This window comes from Larkinella humicola (genome assembly GCF_008727875.1).
GTDB classification, from domain to species: Bacteria; Bacteroidota; Bacteroidia; order Cytophagales; family Spirosomataceae; genus Larkinella; species Larkinella humicola.
Genome location: NZ_VTWS01000001.1, coordinates 115,777 through 134,207 on the forward strand (window position 1 = coordinate 115,777; position 18,431 = coordinate 134,207).

20 protein-coding genes are annotated in these 18,431 nt (G+C 53.1%); 9 read left to right on the plus strand and 11 right to left on the minus strand.

The features are described 5' to 3' along the window. Positions 1-8: 8 nt before the first annotated feature. From F0P93_RS00525 to F0P93_RS00540, 4 genes are all read left to right on the plus strand, one after another. Positions 9-851 carry a cbb3-type cytochrome c oxidase N-terminal domain-containing protein gene (locus tag F0P93_RS00525; protein ID WP_150874441.1) on the plus strand — a complete coding sequence of 281 codons (843 nt, stop codon included), beginning with the start codon at positions 9-11 and terminating at the stop codon, positions 849-851. A 12-nt stretch (positions 852-863) separates the two neighbouring features. Continuing rightward, positions 864-2,354, plus strand: a complete 1,491-nt coding sequence (locus tag F0P93_RS00530; RefSeq protein WP_150874442.1) for a 4Fe-4S dicluster domain-containing protein — start codon at positions 864-866, stop codon at positions 2,352-2,354. Between the two features lie 92 nt (positions 2,355-2,446). Continuing rightward, a complete protein-coding gene (locus F0P93_RS00535; protein ID WP_150874443.1) occupies positions 2,447-2,872 on the plus strand; it encodes a FixH family protein in 426 nt (141 codons plus the stop codon). 1 nt (position 2,873) lies between these two features. Then, a complete protein-coding gene (locus tag F0P93_RS00540; protein WP_150874444.1) occupies positions 2,874-3,563 on the plus strand; it encodes a sulfite exporter TauE/SafE family protein in 690 nt (229 codons plus the stop codon). Positions 3,564-3,829: 266 nt separating this feature from the next. Here F0P93_RS00540 and ahcY read toward each other — a convergent pair whose 3' ends face one another. The 5 genes from ahcY to ruvX form a co-directional block, all read right to left on the minus strand. Beyond that, entirely contained in the window at positions 3,830-5,146 is a 1,317-nt protein-coding gene (ahcY, locus tag F0P93_RS00545) for an adenosylhomocysteinase (protein WP_114408751.1), read from the minus strand. Positions 5,147-5,271: 125 nt separating this feature from the next. After that, a complete protein-coding gene (locus tag F0P93_RS00550; RefSeq protein ID WP_138991063.1) occupies positions 5,272-6,489 on the minus strand; it encodes a pyridoxal phosphate-dependent aminotransferase in 1,218 nt (405 codons plus the stop codon). Positions 6,490-6,654: 165 nt separating this feature from the next. Beyond that, the gene (locus F0P93_RS00555; RefSeq protein WP_150874445.1) at positions 6,655-7,428 is read right to left on the minus strand and encodes an amidohydrolase; all 774 of its coding nucleotides are present in this window, start codon (positions 7,426-7,428) and stop codon (positions 6,655-6,657) included. 6 nt (positions 7,429-7,434) lie between these two features. Beyond that, the gene (gene def, locus F0P93_RS00560; protein ID WP_150874446.1) at positions 7,435-8,007 is read right to left on the minus strand and encodes a peptide deformylase; all 573 of its coding nucleotides are present in this window, start codon (positions 8,005-8,007) and stop codon (positions 7,435-7,437) included. Then, a complete protein-coding gene (gene ruvX / locus F0P93_RS00565) occupies positions 8,007-8,420 on the minus strand; it encodes a Holliday junction resolvase RuvX (RefSeq protein WP_150874447.1) in 414 nt (137 codons plus the stop codon). The genes def and ruvX overlap by 1 nt, the downstream gene beginning before the upstream one ends. 92 nt (positions 8,421-8,512) lie before the next feature. Here ruvX and F0P93_RS00570 point away from each other — a divergent pair, with 92 nt between their 5' ends. Next, complete coding sequence (locus F0P93_RS00570) at positions 8,513-9,001, plus strand: NUDIX domain-containing protein (RefSeq protein WP_225309315.1); 489 nt, start codon at positions 8,513-8,515, stop codon at positions 8,999-9,001. Between the two features lie 38 nt (positions 9,002-9,039). On the opposite strand, the gene F0P93_RS31410 is transcribed toward F0P93_RS00570, so the two are convergent. From F0P93_RS31410 to F0P93_RS00590, 4 genes are all read right to left on the minus strand, one after another. Then, positions 9,040-9,420 carry a hypothetical protein gene (locus F0P93_RS31410; protein WP_191908693.1) on the minus strand — a complete coding sequence of 127 codons (381 nt, stop codon included), beginning with the start codon at positions 9,418-9,420 and terminating at the stop codon, positions 9,040-9,042. 336 nt (positions 9,421-9,756) lie between these two features. Continuing rightward, a complete protein-coding gene (locus F0P93_RS00580) occupies positions 9,757-10,137 on the minus strand; it encodes a VOC family protein (RefSeq protein ID WP_150874450.1) in 381 nt (126 codons plus the stop codon). A gap of 12 nt (positions 10,138-10,149) precedes the next feature. Continuing rightward, a complete protein-coding gene (locus F0P93_RS00585; protein WP_150874451.1) occupies positions 10,150-10,608 on the minus strand; it encodes a GyrI-like domain-containing protein in 459 nt (152 codons plus the stop codon). Between the two features lie 76 nt (positions 10,609-10,684). Next, on the minus strand, positions 10,685-11,725 hold the full coding sequence (locus tag F0P93_RS00590; RefSeq protein ID WP_310587967.1) for a helix-turn-helix transcriptional regulator: 1,041 nt from the start codon (positions 11,723-11,725) through the stop codon (positions 10,685-10,687). A 128-nt stretch (positions 11,726-11,853) separates the two neighbouring features. On the opposite strand from F0P93_RS00590, the gene F0P93_RS00595 reads away from it, so the two are divergent. Continuing rightward, a complete protein-coding gene (locus F0P93_RS00595; RefSeq protein WP_150874452.1) occupies positions 11,854-13,035 on the plus strand; it encodes an LA_2272 family surface repeat-containing protein in 1,182 nt (393 codons plus the stop codon). A gap of 117 nt (positions 13,036-13,152) precedes the next feature. Here F0P93_RS00595 and F0P93_RS00600 read toward each other — a convergent pair whose 3' ends face one another. Next, the gene (locus tag F0P93_RS00600) at positions 13,153-14,307 is read right to left on the minus strand and encodes an ATP-binding protein (RefSeq protein ID WP_150874453.1); all 1,155 of its coding nucleotides are present in this window, start codon (positions 14,305-14,307) and stop codon (positions 13,153-13,155) included. Positions 14,308-14,506: 199 nt separating this feature from the next. Between F0P93_RS00600 and F0P93_RS00605 the strand changes: the two genes are divergently transcribed. Together F0P93_RS00605 and F0P93_RS00610 are read left to right on the plus strand one after the other, a co-directional pair. Further along, on the plus strand, positions 14,507-14,776 hold the full coding sequence (locus F0P93_RS00605; RefSeq protein ID WP_114408859.1) for an ArsR/SmtB family transcription factor: 270 nt from the start codon (positions 14,507-14,509) through the stop codon (positions 14,774-14,776). 74 nt (positions 14,777-14,850) lie between these two features. Then, complete coding sequence (locus F0P93_RS00610) at positions 14,851-15,942, plus strand: alkene reductase (RefSeq protein ID WP_150874454.1); 1,092 nt, start codon at positions 14,851-14,853, stop codon at positions 15,940-15,942. A 64-nt stretch (positions 15,943-16,006) separates the two neighbouring features. Here the strand turns inward: F0P93_RS00610 and F0P93_RS00615 are convergent, their stop codons facing one another. Beyond that, positions 16,007-17,287, minus strand: coding sequence for an alpha/beta hydrolase family protein (locus F0P93_RS00615; protein WP_150874455.1), 1,281 nt, complete (start codon positions 17,285-17,287; stop codon positions 16,007-16,009). Between the two features lie 218 nt (positions 17,288-17,505). Between F0P93_RS00615 and F0P93_RS00620 the strand changes: the two genes are divergently transcribed. Next, positions 17,506-18,381 carry a DUF4595 domain-containing protein gene (locus tag F0P93_RS00620; protein WP_150874456.1) on the plus strand — a complete coding sequence of 292 codons (876 nt, stop codon included), beginning with the start codon at positions 17,506-17,508 and terminating at the stop codon, positions 18,379-18,381. Positions 18,382-18,431 lie beyond the last annotated feature (50 nt).

The window sequence follows — 18,431 nt, forward strand, 5'->3', positions numbered from 1 at the left end:
CTCTTTCCATGAATTCATTCATTTTACTCAATGGTGGGCTGCTGGGCCAGGAACCGGCAAAATCCATCTGGGACATTTCATCCGGTCAGGATCTGTTGCTGGTTACCGTCGCTCTTTTTCTGCTGGTGGGCATGGTAGCCGTTGGAGCTGTAGCCCTGAACCTGGTGTTCCTCCTCAAAAAAATAATAGAACCCGACGCCCAAACCGTTGCCAAACCGGTCGATACGCGCTCCTGGTGGCAACGGATGGCGGGTTTGCACGAACTGAATCAGGAAAAAAACCTGACCATGGAACACGCCTACGACGGCATTGCCGAACTCGACAATCCGACGCCCCCCTGGTTTATGGGGTTGTTCTACGGAACGATTGTGGCGGGTGTCATCTACCTGCTCGTGTACCACGTCTTCAACCCGGGCGACATCATGGTGCAGGAATATACCCAGGAAATGGCCATTGCCGATAAACAGCGGGAAGATTACATCAAAAAAGTGGCCGGTTCCATCAACGAAAATACCGTTACGCTTTTGAAAGATGCGAAGGGGATTGACGCCGGGAAAGCGCTGTTCACCCAAAACTGCGTGGCTTGCCACGGCGCCAATGCCGAGGGCAAGGTGGGCCCCAACCTGACCGATGCCTACTGGCTGCACGGCGGTGACGTCAAGGCGGTTTACCACATCATTACCGAAGGCGTTCCCGAAAAAGGGATGATGTCCTGGAAAAAACAACTGAATCCGCTCCAGGTGCAGCAAGTCGCCAGTTATATCCTGTCGCTGCAAGGCACGAACCCCGCCGGAGCGAAAGAACCGCAGGGTGAAAAAGTAGCCACCGGCGAACCCGTTGCAACCCGCTAACTCAACACTCCGATGAAATCCAACGTAGCACTTCCCCCCTCCGACTTCCGCGATACGCTGCCCACAGCCGATGCCTCTGGCGGTCGGCGGTGGTTGTATCCGCGTGAAACCACCGGCCGGTTTACCCGCTGGCGGACGGTGGTGGCGGTGGTGCTGCTGATCGTGTTATTTGCCGGGCCGTTTGTGTGGATTGACGGACATCCACTGTTCCTGTTCAACGTGCTCGAACGCCGGTTTATCTTTTTCGGGGTGCCGTTCTGGCCGCAGGATTTTTACCTGGTTGCCTTTGGGTTGATTGCCTTCATTGTGTTTGTGGCCCTGTTCACCGTCGTCTATGGCCGGGTATGGTGCGGCTGGGCGTGTCCGCAGACGATTTTTATGGAGATGGTTTTCCGGAAAATCGAAGGCTGGATCGAGGGTGATTTTAACGCCCGGAAACGGCTGGATGCCAGCCCCTGGACGACCGAAAAAGTAGTCAAAAAAGGACTGAAACACGGCGTTTTCTTTCTGATTTCGTTCGCCATCAGCAACACCTTTCTGGCCTACCTCATTGGTCGCGACCAGTGGCTGACCCTGATCACCGATGACCCGGCGCAACACCTCGCCGGTCTGGCGGCCATCGTAGTCTTTACGGGTGTATTTTACCTCGTTTTTGCCTGGCTGCGCGAGATCGTCTGCACGACGATCTGCCCGTACGGACGGCTGCAAGGCGTTTTGCTGGACAAAAACTCCCTGATCGTCGCGTATGACTACATCCGGGGAGAACCACGCGGGAAACGAGTGAAGAGTGAAGAATTAAGAGTTAAGAATGAAGAGTTAAGAGTTAAGAGTTTTCCTGATGGAGCCAGTTCGTCACCGACCGGCGACCCGGCCTTAACTCTTCACTCCCGAAAGGGCGATTGCATCGACTGCAAACTTTGTGTGCAGGTTTGTCCGATGGGAATCGACATTCGGAACGGGACACAACTGGAATGCATCAATTGCACGCTCTGCATCGACGTCTGTGATAGTGTCATGGACAAAATCGAACTGCCCCAGGGACTGATCCGCATGGATTCGCAGGCCAATATCGAGCAGGGAAAACCGTTCCGGTTTACGGCCCGGATTCTGGCCTACAGTGGCGTATTACTCGTTTTGTTGGGAATCATCGGTTTTCTGCTCGTCAGCCGACCGGTGATGGACGTGACGGTTTTGCGGGCACCAGGGCAGTTGTACCAGCGCGAAACGGGTGGCAAGGTATCGAATCTGTATCTGGTGGAAGTGATCAACAAGACCTACCGGACGTTGCCGGTTCAATTCCGCCTGAGCCGAACGGACGCCAAACTGCGTTTCGTACAGCCGCTGTCGTCGGTGCCGGCCGGGGAACAGACCAAAGGGATGTTCTTCATCGATTTACCGGAAAAAACCATCCGCCAAAACAGTACACCACTTCACATCGACGTGCTGGCCGGTAACGAAGTCGTCGACCAGATCGAAACCACGTTTCTGGGACCGGTCAAGTAATTGAGTGATTGAGCGAAGTAGATTCCTTGTTCACTCTGGACCGGTTTTGCTTTTCACTCAATCACTACTTCACTCAATCACTCCATAAAACCATGAACTGGGGAAAAGCCATCGTACTCGTTTACATCCTGTTTGCCGGATTTATCGGCACCCTGGTGTATCTCATGTGCCGCCAACGGGTCGATCTGGTGCGCGATGATTATTACCAAACCGAAATCGCCTTTCAACAACAGATTGACCGGGTAGCTCGAACCGCCAAACTGGCGGATTCGCCCACCATTCGCTTCGATGCCACCCGGCAGACGATCGAACTGACGCGATCAGAAGCGGGTTCAACCGGCGGCAAACTGACATTTTACCGCCCTTCGGATCGCCGACAGGATCGGAGTGTTGCCTTGCAGCCCGGCCAAACGACGGTTTCGACCCCCAAACTGGCGTCCGGTTTCTGGCGTGTGCAACTAAACTGGCTGGAAAACGGGCAGGAATATTATAGCGAACAAACCGTAACCATTCCGTAACGTGCAGAATGTCTGGATCATCGCAGCCCTGACCACGGGTTTAGTCGGAAGCCTGCACTGCGTCGGCATGTGCGGACCACTAGCGATGGCCTTGCCCGTCGGACGATTGCCCCGTTCACAACGGGTGCTCGCGATGGGACTGTATCATGTAGGTAGAATTACCGCGTATTCCGGGCTGGGGTTGCTGGTCGGCACCATCGGCCAGGGGCTGTTGCTGGCGGGTTTGCAACGGTCGGTATCGATTGCGGCCGGTCTGTTCCTGCTGCTCTGGGTTCTGTTCCAGCACGGAAAACGGGCCGGTTTGTCTCTGAATGGGGGACGAGGCTGGGTGACCAAACCGATGTCCCGTTTTTTGCAAAGCCCTACATTACAGGCATTTACCGGACTCGGTTTCCTGAACGGTTTATTGCCCTGCGGTTTTTTGTATGTAGCCCTGACCGGAGCCATCACAACCGGAAGCGCGGCAACCGGCGCATTCTACATGGCGGTGTTCGGGCTGGGAACGGTTCCGGCTTTGTTGCTGGTCCGGTTTGTCCCGACGTTTTTCCCGGCAAACCTACGACGCCGGTTTACGGTCTTGATGCCGGTCATCACGATTGCCCTGGCCTTTCTCTTATTGATCCGGGGCTTCTATCCTTCCACCGTCATTGACCAGACGGGCCACGAAGTTCCATTGTGCCACGGGAAATGAGTTAAGAATTAAGAGTGAAGAGTTAAAAATTAAAAGTAGGCTGACGCGTTCAACTGCGAAATCTTGTTTTAACGGTTTAAATGAAGGCCGGAGGTCTGTCCTGTTAATAGACAATCGCAGCCATCAGTAGTGGTAGCTCCGGAGGAGCGGCCTGAAGATGCTTTTAGACCGCTCCTCCGGAGCTACCACTACTGATGGCTGCGATTGTCTATTAACAGATCGCCCTTTCAGGGCTATCCCGGTTAACTCAACCAGCTTGTTAACTCTTAATACCGGTACAGATCCGATTTGTAGGGGCCTTCGGTGGTGACGCCGATGTATTCCGCCTGTTCCTGATCCAGTTTTTCCAGTTTTGCGCCCACGTGATCGAGGTGCAAAGCCGCTACTTTCTCATCGAGGTGTTTCGGCAGAATGTAGACCTTGTTTTCGTATTTGTCCGAATTGGCCCACAGTTCCAACTGCGCCAGCGTCTGGTTCGAGAACGAGCAGGACATCACGAACGACGGGTGACCCATCGCAACGCCCAGGTTCACCAGACGGCCTTCGGCCAGCACGATGATTTCTTTGCCGTCGATTTCATACAAATCGACCTGCGGTTTGATCTGGCTCTTCGAATGACCGTAGTTTGCATTCAGCCACGCCATGTCGATTTCGTTGTCGAAGTGACCAATGTTACAAACCACCGCCTTGTCGCGCATCGTCTTGAAGTGACGATCTTTGACGATGTTGATGTTGCCCGTTGCGGTTACGAAAATATTGGCGCGGGTCGCAGCCTCGTCCATCGTGACCACTTCGTAACCGTCCATCGCGGCTTGCAGCGCGCAAATCGGGTCGATCTCTGTCACCAGCACGCGGCAACCGGCGCCACGGAGTGATTCGGCAGAACCTTTCCCTACGTCACCATACCCGGCGACAACCGCTACTTTACCAGCCAGCATCAGGTCGGTTCCGCGACGGATGGCATCCACCAGCGACTCGCGGCAGCCGTATTTGTTATCGAATTTCGATTTGGTAACCGAGTCGTTGACGTTGATGGCGGGCAAATGCAGCGTCCCGTTTTTCATGCGCTCATACAACCGGTGAACACCTGTCGTCGTTTCTTCCGACAAGCCTTTGATGTTGGCAATCAATTCCGGATAGAGGTCGAAAACCATGTTGGTCAGGTCACCACCATCGTCCAGAATCATATTCAGCGGTTTCCGCTCTTCGCCAAAGAACAACGTCTGCTCAATACACCAGTTAAATTCTTCCTCGTTCATGCCTTTCCACGCGTACACCGAAATACCGGCGGCTGCAATGGCGGCTGCGGCATGGTCTTGCGTCGAGAAGATGTTACACGATGACCAGGTCACTTCGGCACCCAGTTCAACCAGTGTTTCGATCAGAACGGCGGTCTGGATCGTCATGTGCAGACAACCGGCAATGTAGGCACCAGCGAGGGGTTTCGACGGTCCGAACTCTTTGCGGAGGGACATCAAACCCGGCATTTCGGCTTCGGCCAACCGGATTTCCTTGCGGCCCCATTCGGCCAGCGCGATGTCTTTAACTTTGTACGGAACGTACGTGGATGTTTCTGTAGACATAAAAAGGGAGTAATTAATGCTTGATGAATAGAGAGGTATTCGGTTTTCAGTTTACGGTGGCTGACGCGCGCTTAGAAAAGAACGCGCTAGCCACCGTAAACTGAAAACCGAGTACAGTAAACCATTTATTTTAACGTGGCAACTGCGTCTTTAATGCGCTGTACGGCTTCGGTCAGGGCTTCGTCGGAAGCGGCCGTTGAAATCCGCAGACCGTAGGGAGCCCCAAAACCGGAACCCGCCACCGTTGCCACATAAGCCGTATTGAGCAACCAGGCGGCAAAATCGTCCGAGTCGTTGATGGTCGTTGTTCCGTCCGATTTGCCGTAATAATAGCTGATGTCGGGGAACGCGTAGAAAGCACCCTCCGGCACGTTCACTTTAAAACCGGGAATTTCTTTCAGCAGTTTTACCACCAGGTCCCGGCGACGTTCGTAGGCTTTCGACATTTCACGCGTCGGTTCCATCGGACCGTTCAGGGCGGCCAGTGTAGCCCGCTGCGAGATCGAACCGGTTCCTGAAGTTACCTGTCCCTGCAATTTTTCCACGCCGTCGGCGATCCATTTGGCCGCTCCGATGTAACCAATCCGCCAGCCTGTCATCGCAAAACCTTTCGCTACGCCGTTGACGGTAACCACGCGGTCTTTGATTTCGGGAATGGAACCGATGCTGAAATGGCCTTTATCCGTAAAATTGATGTGTTCGTAGATTTCGTCGGCCAGCACAATCACGTTTTCGTGCCGGGCCACCACCTCAGCAATGGCGCGCAGTTCATCTTCGCTATACACTGAACCGGTCGGGTTGTTGGGCGATGCGTACATCACGATTTTGGTGCGATCCGTAATGGCCGCTTCCAGTTGATCCGCCGTTACTTTGAAGTCGTTGTCAAAAGCCCCTTCGAGGATAATCGACTTTCCTTCAGCGAGTTTCACCATTTCGGAATAACTTACCCAGTAGGGAGCCAGAATGATCACCTCGTCGCCGGGGTTCACCAGCACCTGAATCACGTTCGCCAGCGAGTGTTTAGCACCCGTCGAAACCACGATATTTTCCGGTTTCCAGTCAATGTTGTTTTCCCGTTTAAACTTATCTGCAATGGCTTTCCGCAGATCGGCATAACCCGCTACGGGCGAATAACCGTGGTAGCCTTCGTCGATGGCTTGCTTGGCGGCTTCGCAAATGTGTTTCGGCGTCTTGAAATCAGGCTCGCCAACGCTGAGACTGATTACTTTGTGGCCCTGAGCGGCCAGTTCGCGGGCTTTTTTGGTCATCGCCAATGTTGACGACTCCTCCAGCGCGATGATGCGGTCTGCCAATAAACTGACAGTTTCTACCGATGCAGACATGAGATATGAGGTGATTGATTCAATAAACGGGCCTATTCAACCTGACTTTGCGTCCCGGACTGCGTATCCCGGGCACAAAATTACTAACTATCTAACGATAAGTGCGTAAAATTTGAATTTTTATCGTTATCGGACCGAAAAATGGAGTCCCTGCATTTCCGGTTTTTATCCAATTATCCGAAAATCATCTGCGTCACGATTGGCCGGAAACCGCTCGCGATAGGCGCTTAATTCGTCCAGAGAAAGGGTGGTCTGAAATACTATTTCGGTCTGGTTTTGCCGGAAAAGTACCTCGCCTTTCGGGTCGATCAGGCTCGAATCACCCGCGTAGGCATGTCCGTTTCCGTCTTCACCCACCCGGTTGACGCCGGCCACATAGGCCAGATTCTCGATGGCGCGGGCTTGCAGCAGGGCGTTCCAGGCGGTGCTGCGGGCGGCAGGCCAGTTGGCCACATACAGCAGGAGGTCATATTCCAACCCGGCATTCCGGCTCCAGACCGGAAACCGGAGGTCGTAGCAAATCAGCGGGCAAATGTTCCAGCCGCGCCAGGATTTCACCAGCCGCTTCGTGCCACCGGCATACGTCTGCTCCTCCCCCGCCATCCGGAACAAATGTCGTTTGTCGTAGACATCGAACGAACCGTCGGGCTCCATCCAGATCAGGCGGTTGTAGAACTGACCCTGTTCCTGCACAATATAGCTTCCCGTCACCACGGCGTCGGTCTGGGCCGCCATCTGTTTGAGCCAGCGGAATGTCGTCAGGTTCATCGGTTCAGCCAGTGCTTTGGCGTTCATCGAAAAACCGGTCGTAAACATTTCCGGCAACACAATGAGATCGGTTTTTTCGGGCAGCGCGAAGATTTTCTCTTCGAGCATCGCCCGGTTCGCCGTCGGATTTTCCCAGTGGAGGCTGGTTTGCAGCAGGGTTAGGTGGAGCATTCCTGTCTATTTCGGAAACTTCATTTTATAATCCGCCTTCACGTTGCCGCGCGTAATATCGGCCAGTTTTTTCTTCATCAACTGGCGTTTCAACGGCGGCAGGTAATCCGTAAACAGTTTGCCTTCCAGGTGGTCGTATTCGTGCTGGATGATGCGGGCGGCCATGCCGTCGTATTCTTCGATGTGCTCGTTCCAGTCCGTATCGAAATACTGGATTTTGACGAATTCGGGCCGAAAAACTTCCCCCCGGATTTGCGGAATGCTCAGACAGCCTTCCTCAAAACCCCATTCGTCGCCGTCTTCTTCCAGAATCTGCGGATTGATAAACACCTTTTTGAAACCCATCAGGCTGGGGTCCTTGTCTTCCTCCGGTTCGTCTTCGTTCAGGGCCGTTCCATCGACCACAAACATGCGGATGCTTTTGCCGACCTGCGGAGCAGCCAACCCGATGCCCGAGGCATTATACATCGTCTCAAACAGGTCTTCACTCAATTTTTTGACATCGGTAGTCCCTTTGTCGATGTTCTGCGCCCGTTTCCGCAAAACGGAATCACCGTACGCTATTATTGGGTAAATCATCACCTTTTGGATTCCATGAAGGATTGTAAAATAATTACTGCACTCACTTTATCGATGTTGCCTTTGACGCGCCGGTCTTTCTTGCTGACGCCACTGGCAATCATGGATTGTAAGGCCATCGCCGACGTAAACCGCTCGTCGTGCCAATGCACTGGAATGTCCGGAAAAGCGGCTTTGAGTCTACCAACGAAGCCTTTCACCCGGGGCGTATTGTCCGTATCCGATCCGTCCAGGCGCGTGGGCATTCCCACCACAAACGCTTCGACCGGTTCAATGGTAACATACCGTTTCAGGTAGTCCAGCAACTGATGCGTCGGAACGGTTTCCAGCGCCGTCGCAATAATCTGCAACGGGTCGGTAACCGACAAACCGGTACGCTTCGTTCCGTAATCAATAGCCAGTAATCGGGGCAAAGTAACTTTTGTTAAATGAATTGCAAATATACGGAAATCCGAACGGGGGTGTTTATATTGACCGCAAATCCTTCGTTGAACCGATGCCAAAGATGAATTTTTGTCCCCAATGCGGTAGTTCGCTTACGCCCGGTTTTGCCGGAGGTCGTGAACGGCTCGTGTGTTCAGCCGCCTGCGGTTACATTTTTTGGAACAATCCGCTGCCGGTCGTGGGTGCGATTGTCGAATACGACAACGATACCGTCATCCTGATTCAAAACCGGGGCTGGCCGACTGAATGGTTTGGTTTGGTAACGGGTTTTCTGGAACCGGGCGAAGAACCGGATCAGGCGGTTTTGCGGGAAATCAAGGAGGAAATCGGACTGGATGCCGAAATTGTGGAGCGGCTGGGCGTCTACACGTTTTACCAGCGCAACGAAGTCATCATCACGTACCACGTCCGGGCGTGGGGCGACATTAAAATTGACGAAGAAGAACTTCAGGATTACAAACTGGTTCCGATCAATGCGCTGAAACCGTGGCCGTTCGGAACCGGCCCGGCGGTGCGGGACTGGCTAAAAAAGCGAAATAACAGGTCGTAATCGATCCTACAATACAAGAGTCAATACACACACAAGCTTTATCTGCCCCAGAGATTCGTGCCATATAGCACCGCAATCTCTTCCCGATCTTTTTTGAACTGCGCAAAGGTTTCGGGGTGATCGAGGTTAAGCTTCTCCCCATCACAATAATATTGATGCTGATTTGTAGAGCTGGCGTAGCCATTCTGCACTTCAATTACATTTCTGCCTTTGTAGCGATACAACACAATTCCGTTGATCAATGGGCCTCCCTGAAATAATTTAAACTGGTCATTCAGCCATTTCAAATTGTTGAGCGGGTCCCTGACGCCACATACCACGAGCTGCCCATTGGCGTATCTTTCTGGTTCAGGCTCTTTATCACAGGCCGCAAGGAAGACAAATAGCAGCAGGAACCGATAACCGGTATATTTTTTCATCAGCACATCAAGGGTTTGTTCTTTTGTGAGACCCTGAAAAGCATCTGTGAGTTGGAAGCGGAAAACGCAAAGAAACAACAGTAGCACGAATCGACCCGGTCTTGCCCCATTGGGGCACAACAGCAAAGCGTCGGTAGCCCAACGTAATGATTTTTTCCAACGTGCCGTAAGGTACGCGACCGCATTGTTACGACGGCCGTCGCGTACCTTACGGAATGCTGACGGGGTAAACCGCATTATTTCTACCGACGCTTCGCTGTTAAACCCCGATGGGCCAATAGAGTCCAGTTAAAAATCTGGCTTAGGCGAAACCGCTGACAGGGTTTTCAACCGCTGTCAGGGTTCCGGGGCCGCATAGGTCACGATGTCAATCCCGATTCCGTTCGGGTCGACGATGGCGAAGTGACGGTCACCCCAGGGTTCGTCGCGGAGTTCAATTTCGATCGGTACATTCAACGATTGGATGTGTTCGTATTCGGCATCGACATCGTCCACTTCAATCGTCAGGTAGACGCCTTCACCGGTAAACGGTTTCTGGAAAACCGGTCGTTGCGACGGGTGATTCGGTTGCAGAAAACTCAGTTCAGCCTGCTGATTGGGCGTGTGCAGCAACAGATAAAAATCATTTTCAAACGTGATGCCGAAGTTCAGAACGGTTTGGTAAAACGCCTTCGTTTCGGCCAGTTTGTCGGTAATAATGCCTGCGTTCAGTTTCATAACGATACGGTTTTAAAGAACTCCCAGGTGGATTTGCGTCACGTTATTGGCCGGATTTTCGAAATCCATGTGGACATACACTTCCCGGTTGACGGCACTCAGCCGGTGTCCGTTCTGCAACAAACCGCCGACCAATGGTCCGTAGGTTGCCGCCAGATTGTCCCAACTGCCAGGGTGTTCGGCAAAACCGCTATTGAAGGAATCCAGACTTTTAAACGCCAGCCCCTCAGCCGGTTCGCCCTGCGTCGACTGAACGGGCAGCACAATATCCAGGTCAAAAACCGTGTCCGGTTTCCCGTCGACGCCGGTGTATTGCCAGCAAATCGGCCCGGTGATTTCGAGATCGAGCCGGACGGCTTCGCGGTACAGTTGCCGGGCCACGGTGCGGACGAAGGGGGTCAAACCCGCCAGCGTGGTCCGGGTTGAAAAAGCCAGGGTGGTGAGCGGTTTCGCTTCTTTGAGTTGCATCATACTGGTGTTTGATAGAGGATGCAACAAAGTAAACGCCCGGTTGTGACAGCCGTATGTCAGCAGGCTTGCGGTATTTTCAGGAATTGACGCGTTCCGACAAGTAATGCGCCTGCACTTCCTGCGCCAGTTCTTTCATGGTTTCGTGCAGCACATCGGGCGATTCTACCTCCACCCACTGGCCGAACATCAGCAGCCAGCGACCCACTTCCCGCACACACTGGGTCATGAACTTCATCCGAACCCATCGCCCGGCGTCTTCCTCTTCCGAGACGTAGCCGTAGTGGTACTTCATTTCCTGAATATGCCGCACCACTTGTTTGTCAAACCGCACCACCACCTCCTCCAGATGCTGCGTTTGCTGGATTTTTTCGAGGTACGCCGTCAGTGTAAGGCGGTTTTGGCTCGAATAGGTATGCCCGGTATGGTTCAGTTGCCGGATTCGGTCGACCCGAAAATCGCGGTAGTCCTGCCGAAGGCGGCAAAACGCAATGAGATGCCAGCCCGCTCCGTAATGATACAAGCCCACGGGTTCCACCTCCCGGTCGGTCGTTTCGTCCTTGTAGGCCGACCGATAATCCAGTTGTAAAACCTGTTGCTGCCCGATGGCGCGCTGAATATCGACCAGCAGGGCATCCGAAAACGGGGGCGTCGTGGGGCGTTTGGCCACCTGAACGCGCGGTTCCAGATCCTCGAGATGCTCCTGGTCCTTGCGTTTCAGCACCGATTTGATTTTGTACAAAGCCGATTCAAATTCCGTCCGAATCGATTCGTCCGCAAATTTTTCAATCACTTTGGCCCCAAACAGCAGCGCGCTGGCTTCTTCGCGGGTGAGCATCACTGGCGGCAGGTGGTAATCTTCCAGAAAATAGCCAATTCCGGCTTCGGCACCAATCGGCACGCCCGCTTCCTCCAGCGAGCGAATGTCCCGGTAAATCGTCCGCAAACTGGTGCCGAAACGTTTGGCCAGTTCCTGCGCTTTGACAACGCGTTTGGTCTGGAGGTGAATCAGAATGGCGGTCAGGCGGTCGATGCGGTTCATTTCGGGGTGCAGTTTTCTGCAAAGGTAACCAGACTGCGGTTTCAGCGGCAATTCGATCGGTTTGTTTCCGGTAAACATTTTTTTGAAAGCCGCGTGGGGGTAGGACGCAGGATGACGGTCATAGGAGCAGATTCGGGATAACAGAACCCGGTTTTATCAACTTTATATTGCACAACAGTAAACACCCATAAAAAGGAACAATTGCCATGAAAAAAATACTCGTACTAGCCACTTCCCTGTTTTGTTTTGCCGCACCGGCCTATTCGCAGGATACGGATTCTCTCCGAACGGAATTGAAAGAAGCCCGACAAAACCGGTATCCCATCCGCCCCGCCCAGATCGGTTTTGTGCCGCCCCTGAGCACCAACGGACTCGACAACGCCCTGTTCAGCAACCGGTTTTCGTTGAATTTGCTCGGCGGGTATGCCGCGGCCCTGGACGGCATCGAGTTCAGCGGTTTGTTCAGCCTGGAGAAAGATTATGCCAAGGGAGCGCAGTTTTCGGGTATCCTGAACGGAGTCAGAAATGAAGTCGATGGCGCGCAATTTGCCGGAATTGTCAACGCCGTGGGTGGCCCACTCTACGGAGCCCAGTTCGGCGGGATTGTCAACGTCGTCGGAAAAAGCGTGAAAGGGGCGCAGTTTGCCGGGATTGCCAACCTCTCCGGGTCGCAACTGACCGGCGCGCAAGTGGGCGGCATTGCGAACGTGACGAAGGGAGCTGTGAAAGGCGCGCAGATTGCCGGGATTGCCAATCTGGCTGAATCGGTCGAAGGCTTGCAGATCGCGGGCATTGCCAACGTGGCGAAACGCGTGAAAGGCACCCAGATCGGGCTGATCAACGTGGCCGAAAACGTCGACGGCGCGCAGATCGGTTTGCTGAATCTTTCCAAAAACGGCTACCACCGCTTCGAAATCTGGGCGGGTGACGCCCTGCACGCCAACATCGGCTTCAAAATGGGTGGAAACCGCAAGTTTTACAACATATTCGCCCTCGGAGCGGCCTGGCCCAAAAACGACAACGTCCGTTGGAACAGCCTCCGCTGGGGCTATGGTTACGGAATTGGTACCAACCAGTTTATCGGCAAACGCAACCAGATCAGCATCGAAGCCCTGACCTACCAGATTCAGGAAGAAGGCAACCACTGGGAAGATCTCAATTTGCTGAATCAGGCCCGGGTAAGTTTCATTTTGCCGATTCATAACCGCATTGCCGTCACCGTAACGCCCACCTTCAATGTGCAGGTAACAAAATTTGAAACCCGCGAAGGAACCGGAACGGAATGGGTCAAATGGGACGTGTACGACAAGACGTTCAGCCGCCGGTGGTCGGACGAAGAAGTCCGGGTTCGGATGTGGCCGGGCCTCAATGTCGGAATTCAATTTTAACGCACACTGTTGTAGCAAACCACCCACCAGTAGGGATCAATCGAATCGGTTGGAAGCCAGGTTGCTTCCAACCGATTTTAGTGCAGGCTGGTCGACATAGCAGGGTTCATTTGTCCCTTAATTCAACCCATCCAATTCATTGATGGTCAGCACCCGGGCGTCAGTCCGCTGCTGGGCGTCATTCCCTCCGTACACCAGTGTCGAGGTAGTTTGAGGAGCCAGTTTCTGGAAGTAGTCCAAGCCTTTAAAAAAGTCCGGCTGAATGGTTCGCCCTGATTTAATTTCAACCGCCGTCAGGCTCTTGCCCCGGTCAATGAGCAGATCAATTTCGTGATTCGATTGATCCGACCAGAAATAAAACGGCGGTCGCTGACCCTGGTTCAGCCAGTTTTTGGTCAGTTCGTTGATGATTAAATTTTCAAAAAGGGCACCGCGGGCAAAATGAACCCCCAGATCATCGACCGACCGGATGCCCAACAAATAGGCCGCCAATCCCGTATCGTAGAAATAGACCTTCGGTGTTTTCACAATGCGCTTGCTGAAATTTTGATAATATGGAGGCAATCGATACGCAATGAATGAGGTTTCAAGCACCGTCAGCCACGCGTTGACGGTTTTGTTATCAATACCCAACTCCACCGCCAAACTCTGCTGGTTGAACAACTGCCCGATGCGTCCTGCCAGCAACTGAATGAATTTCTGAAATAGATTTAAATTCAGAATATTTTTGACTTGGCGCACGTCACGCTCTACGTACGTTTGCAGGTAACTATCGTAGAAACCGTCGGCGTCGATATCGTGTACGAGTTTTCGCGGATAGGACCCACTAACGATATAGGTCTCCCACGACGCGGGCTGATATGTCGTACTTCGAAGTTCCTGCCACGACAAAGGCAGCAGGTTGAATACTGCCACCCGCCCCGCCAGCGATTGAGTGATCGACTTCATCAACAGGAAATTTTGTGATCCGGTCAGGATGTATTCGCCGGTGCGTTGCCGCTCGTCGGTTGCCACCTGCAGATAAGAAAACAGGTCCGGCACATATTGTACTTCATCCAGAATCACCCCGTTCTGATAGGTTTCCAGAAACCCTTTCGGGTCTTGCCGGGCAAATTCCCGTTCGGCCAAACGTTCCAGACTCACATATCGGTAATCGGGTTTTAGAAACTTTGCCAGTGTGGTTTTCCCCGATTGGCGCGGCCCGGTAATGGTGATAATTGGATATTTCCGAAGCATCTCGGAAGCCCGATGCGTAAGCTGACGATCGATCATGGTATTTTTCTGACAATTTAGGAATTTAATTCCTAAATTGTCAGAAAAATACCATGAAGTGCAACTTTATGGGGATAGAGTAGAATATTTGAAGAAACTTCATCAATTTTACAACACCGTGAACGGTGACGTTCAGCACTTTGTAGTATTCTCAACGACCGTATTCTGTTTAAACCGGACCCAACATCCGGCTCAGCCAATGGATAACAAGTTTATTGAAAAAGCGTCGGGTGCCATTGCCGATAAATACCGGTTGCAAATTTTGCTGGCCCTTTCCGAAAAAGGAAGTTTGAACAATTCGGATATTCAGGAAATGACCGGACTGTCGCAACCCTGCGTTTCACACCACGTCAAGACCCTGATCGACAGCGGACTCGTCAACTCCCACAAAGAAGGCCGCAACCAGAACCTGAGTTTAAATAAAGAGGGATTGAAGGACTTGTCGGGCTTCCTGACGAAGCTGACTTAAAAAATTTTCCCTAATACATTCAAACTTTTAAATGTATGGATGCGTTATTCCCCCGAACCAAGACATCCATCGCTATGCATAAGTTACTTTTTTCCCCCGTTCAACTCGGTACACTGACCCTCACCAACCGAATCGCCATGGCTCCGATGACCCGCAGCCGGGCTTATAACAACATCCCCAACGAACTGATTGCCAATTATTACGGCCAACGGGCTTCGGCGGGTTTAATCATTTCCGAAGGCGTTTCGCCTTCCCCCAACGGTTTGGGTTATGCCCGGATTCCGGGTATTTTCAGTGCCGAACAAGTGGCGGGCTGGAAACTGACGACGCAGGCTGTTCACGAAAAAGGCGGGCATATTTTTGTGCAATTGATGCACACCGGCCGCATTGGCCACCCTCTTAATTTGCCAGCCGGTGCCGAGGTGGTTGCGCCGTCGGCGATTGCAGCCGAGGGTCCGATGTGGACGGATCAGGAAGGTATGCAGGCCAACGCCCAGCCCCGCGAGTTGACCACCGACGAGGTAAAGCAAACGATTCAGGAATTTGTTCAGGCGGCTAAAAACGCCGTGGAAGCCGGTTTTGACGGTATCGAGTTACACGGTGCCAATGGCTATCTGATCGAGCAGTTTTTAAATCCGAACAGCAACCAGCGCTCCGACGAATACGGCGGCAGCGTCGAAAACCGCGCCCGTTTCGCCCTGGAAATTGCTGAACAATCGGCGCAGGCCATTGGAAAGGATCGCGTTGGCATCCGGTTTTCGCCCTACGGTGTGTTCAACGACATGCCAAACTACCCGGAAATCGACGAAACGTACACCTACCTGGCCGAAAAACTGAACGACCTGGGTATCGTTTACCTCCACGTCATCAATACCGCAGCCCCGGAAGGAGCCGAAACCACCGTACCGCTGCTCAAAACCATTCGGGAAAAATTCAGCAATACGCTGATTCTGAACAGTAAATATACCGCTGAACGCGCCGAAGAAGACTTGCAAAACGGCCTGGGCGACCTGGTTGCGTTTGGGTATCCGTTCATTGCGAACCCGGATCTGGTCGAACGGCTGAGCACCGGCGCTGAACTGGCCCAGGCCGACCCCGCAACGTTTTATGCCGGTGGCGAAAAAGGGTTCATCGATTACCCCGCGCTGGTTGAAGCGCAGGTGTGATATAGACAAGAGAGGATAGACAAGAGAGTAAAGAGTCTCACTTCTCTTGTCTATCCTCTCTTGTCTATTTTTTCACCTGCTGATCGGCGAAGTTCAGAAATTGTTCCCAGTCATACTGCTTGACGTCATGTTCGCCCGTGCGGATGTGGTAGCGCACCGTCTCCCCGACGGGGGTGTGCACGGGCGGCCAATCGTCGGTAACAATGCCTTTTTTGCCATATAGTTTGTAAACCGGATCGGTTTGGCGGGCACTCATAAATTCGCCTTTCGGATCGGCCCACTGGTCGCCCTGCGCACTGGCAACGTAAAGCGGACGGGGCGCGATCAGGGCCAGGAGTTGGTGCTGATCGAACGGCAGGGCTTCAGGCCGGTTGTTGTAGGTTCGGTATTGCGGACAAAACCAGTGCGGAAAACTCGTGTTAAGCCGCAGAATCGTTTCGCCAAAAACGCGCTTCGATAAAGCCGCTCCGCCTTCGCCGGATTCGTTGGCAATAACGGCCGCAAACCGCGTATCCTGCGCGCCCGCCCACAAAGCGGCTTTCCCCTGGCGCGAATGCCCCAGCGCAATTGCCCGTCTGGCATCCACCAAGCCGTCGGTTTCCAGGTAATCGAGCATCCGGCTCATGCCCCACGCCCAGACGCCAATCGCCTGCCAGCCATCGCTTTTCTGCTCCGTCGGCGGTCCCAATACGGAACGAATACCGGTTCTCCAGCCCTCCGGATGATCGGGTTCCAGGTCGCCGTAATAAGCCGTCGCCACGCTATACCCCTTTGAAATGATGAGTTCCAGGGGCCAGCGGGATCGCTGAACACCCCGCGCGGCTTCCGTCGCCCGGTTATTGACGACTTTTCCGTCGGGCCGGTTGGGCAACCAGCGCGTGGAGAGCGTAATACCGGGTTCGGTGCTGATGCTGTGGTTTCCCATGTAATTGAATCCGACAAAAACCGGCGGGCGTTTCACACCTTTAGGAACATAAATCAGGATATCCAGCGACGGCAGATTGGGGTATTCGGTCCAGATGATGGAAATCTGTTTGCGAATGGCCGTCCCGCCGAGCGCGGAGGAATCCACTGATTTTATTTCATATCGGGTTGCCAGCCGTCGTTCGGGTGTAACACCGTATACCTGCGTGGCAAATTGTTTCAACAAGACCGCCCGTTGCTGGCTTTCCCACTGGCGAGCCGTCGTGATGCGCTTCCCGGTCGGTGTGACGAGGGGGTCGGGCAAGGTGTAGGGCGGTATTTTGGTTTCGTCGTAGTTGGGTTCAGGCGACTGCGCATGCAGGGTGGCCTGATGGAATAGAAGTCCTGAAAGCAGGAGGAATCTGACAAACGAAGTCTGCATTACGTTCGATACCGTTGAAGCCGGTCATTTCCTAAAGGCTTTTCCGTTTCTGTTTTACTCCGTTGATTGAGATTTGTAAATCCTGACCAGCCTAACCAACTGCGGGTTCTTTCCCGCTCGTTATTGACCCCAATCCACTCGTTACCGACTCCGGCTAGCCGACCAAACACCGGCGATCTACCTTTGTTGCACCAACATACCAAAACAACAAAGAACCAATGAACCTCACCAAAATCAGCGCTCTGGCGCTCTGTAGTCTTCTGATCAGTTTGTCATCGTGTGAAAACCAGCAGCTTGACCCTTCGGCACCTCGCCAGTCGAACACGGCGGGCCAGTCGGCGGAATCCAACGCACTGGGAATGGATGACATCATCGTATCGGTAGCGAAAAAACACACCCTCGTAAAACAAGGCAACGCTACGTTGTCGTATGATGCGAACGGAAAACTGGTGAAAGTCACCGAAGGCAACCGCACGACTACGTATGCCTACAGCCCCGGAAAAGTCACGACGCTAACGCTGGTAGGCGGTACGAAAACGCAGGATGGCACCTATTTTCTGGATGCGAACGGCCGCTGCACGCACTCTGAAGTGCCGGACTATTCCGTCGTGGATGGCATCCCGCATATTACTATGAACTCGTTTAAATACGATTACGACGCCAAGGGCCGGTTGATAAACCGCTACCATTCCATTTACCCCAACATGCGGGTGGAATTTGCCTACAACGCCGACGGTGATCTGGTTGAAGTGAAGCGGTTCAATAACCCCAATGATGTGATTCAGAAGAACATCTATGAATACCAGTTTGCGGGCTCATCCATCCTGACCGATAATAACCGTCTCAATGCGGTTGGCGTGTTCAACCTGGACCCTTACCTGCGTATTTACGGCAAAACCAGCAAACACCTGGTGCAGCGGCTAAAAACGATTCAAACCGTGTATGGTGGCACAACGACCGATTACCGATTCGCTTATACCCTCAATGCCGACGGGTATGTAACGATCAGCAAAAAATACAGCGTGTCGAACGGGGCTCTGCTCCAGACTTCGCCCTACGAATACGTGGTGTCAGACCTGACCGTATCGCTGTAATTTGATTACCGGCAAAAGCCATTACTAACCCATCCTCTTAAACCAAAAAA

Coding starts and splice junctions, on each gene's coding strand:
- F0P93_RS00605 (WP_114408859.1), top strand. CDS start 14,507: ATGGATAACAAGTTTATTGAAAAAGCGTCGGGTGCCATTGCCGATAAA.
- F0P93_RS31410 (WP_191908693.1), bottom strand. CDS start 9,420: ATGAAAAAATATACCGGTTATCGGTTCCTGCTGCTATTTGTCTTCCTT.
- F0P93_RS00525 (WP_150874441.1), top strand. CDS start 9: ATGAATTCATTCATTTTACTCAATGGTGGGCTGCTGGGCCAGGAACCG.
- F0P93_RS00600 (WP_150874453.1), bottom strand. CDS start 14,307: ATGATCGATCGTCAGCTTACGCATCGGGCTTCCGAGATGCTTCGGAAA.
- F0P93_RS00555 (WP_150874445.1), bottom strand. CDS start 7,428: ATGCTCCACCTAACCCTGCTGCAAACCAGCCTCCACTGGGAAAATCCG.
- F0P93_RS00585 (WP_150874451.1), bottom strand. CDS start 10,608: ATGATGCAACTCAAAGAAGCGAAACCGCTCACCACCCTGGCTTTTTCA.
- F0P93_RS00580 (WP_150874450.1), bottom strand. CDS start 10,137: ATGAAACTGAACGCAGGCATTATTACCGACAAACTGGCCGAAACGAAG.
- F0P93_RS00610 (WP_150874454.1), top strand. CDS start 14,851: ATGCATAAGTTACTTTTTTCCCCCGTTCAACTCGGTACACTGACCCTC.
- def (WP_150874446.1), bottom strand. CDS start 8,007: ATGATTTACCCAATAATAGCGTACGGTGATTCCGTTTTGCGGAAACGG.
- F0P93_RS00535 (WP_150874443.1), top strand. CDS start 2,447: ATGAACTGGGGAAAAGCCATCGTACTCGTTTACATCCTGTTTGCCGGA.
- F0P93_RS00530 (WP_150874442.1), top strand. CDS start 864: ATGAAATCCAACGTAGCACTTCCCCCCTCCGACTTCCGCGATACGCTG.
- ahcY (WP_114408751.1), bottom strand. CDS start 5,146: ATGTCTACAGAAACATCCACGTACGTTCCGTACAAAGTTAAAGACATC.
- F0P93_RS00570 (WP_225309315.1), top strand. CDS start 8,513: ATGAATTTTTGTCCCCAATGCGGTAGTTCGCTTACGCCCGGTTTTGCC.
- F0P93_RS00595 (WP_150874452.1), top strand. CDS start 11,854: ATGAAAAAAATACTCGTACTAGCCACTTCCCTGTTTTGTTTTGCCGCA.
- F0P93_RS00620 (WP_150874456.1), top strand. CDS start 17,506: ATGAACCTCACCAAAATCAGCGCTCTGGCGCTCTGTAGTCTTCTGATC.
- F0P93_RS00550 (WP_138991063.1), bottom strand. CDS start 6,489: ATGTCTGCATCGGTAGAAACTGTCAGTTTATTGGCAGACCGCATCATC.
- F0P93_RS00590 (WP_310587967.1), bottom strand. CDS start 11,725: ATGTTTACCGGAAACAAACCGATCGAATTGCCGCTGAAACCGCAGTCT.
- F0P93_RS00615 (WP_150874455.1), bottom strand. CDS start 17,287: ATGCAGACTTCGTTTGTCAGATTCCTCCTGCTTTCAGGACTTCTATTC.